Below are 713 nucleotides of genomic sequence, written 5' to 3' on the forward strand. Positions count from 1 at the left end.
ACTGGCGATTGGGACGAAGTCGTAACAAGGTAGCCGTACCGGAAGGTGCGGCTGGATCACCTCCTTTCTAAGGAGCATCTAGGCCGCCAAGCTTGCTTGGTGGTCCAGAGCCACTACGTCGGCGAACGATCGACGGTGGTTAGCTCATGGGTGGAACGTTGACTACTCGGCACACTTGACCTGCTCTGGTCGCTAGTACTGCTTCGGCGTGGAACGCGAGATGGAGAGGCGAGGGTGTCGGGCACGCTGTTGGGTGTCTGAGGGTACGGCCGGTTACGGCTGCCTTCAGTGCCGGCCCCAGTGAACTCCAGCTTTGGTTGGGGGTGATGGGTGGCTGGTCGTTNCTTGTGGGGAGGGAGCTGTCGAAGGTGGGACTGGCGATTGGGACGAAGTCGTAACAAGGTAGCCGTACCGGAAGGTGCGGCTGGATCACCTCCTTTCTAAGGAGCACTTCTTACCGAGCCCTTCGCTCGGTCAGAGGCCAGTACATCAGCGAACGTCTGATGCTGGTTGCTCATGGGTGGAACGTTGACTACTCGGCACACTTGATCGTCTTCTCCTTCTAGTACTGCTCTTCGGAGCGTGGAACGTTGAGGGAAGCGGGGAGTGTGTCGGGCACGCTGTTGGGTGTCTGAAGGTACGGCCGGTTACGGCTGCCTTCAGTGCCGGCCCCAGTGAACTCCAGCTTTGGTTGGGGGTGATGGGTGGCTGGT

General features: G+C 59.6%; 1 rRNA gene. It reads left to right on the forward strand.

The annotated features are described in order from the left end of the window. A 16S ribosomal RNA gene (locus L0P92_RS44955) occupies positions 1 to 67 on the forward strand; the annotation flags it as partial. Between the last annotated feature and the right edge of the window lie 646 nt (positions 68 to 713).

The organism is Streptomyces muensis, from assembly GCF_021474425.1.
Classification (GTDB): Bacteria; Actinomycetota; Actinomycetes; order Streptomycetales; family Streptomycetaceae; genus Streptomyces; species Streptomyces muensis.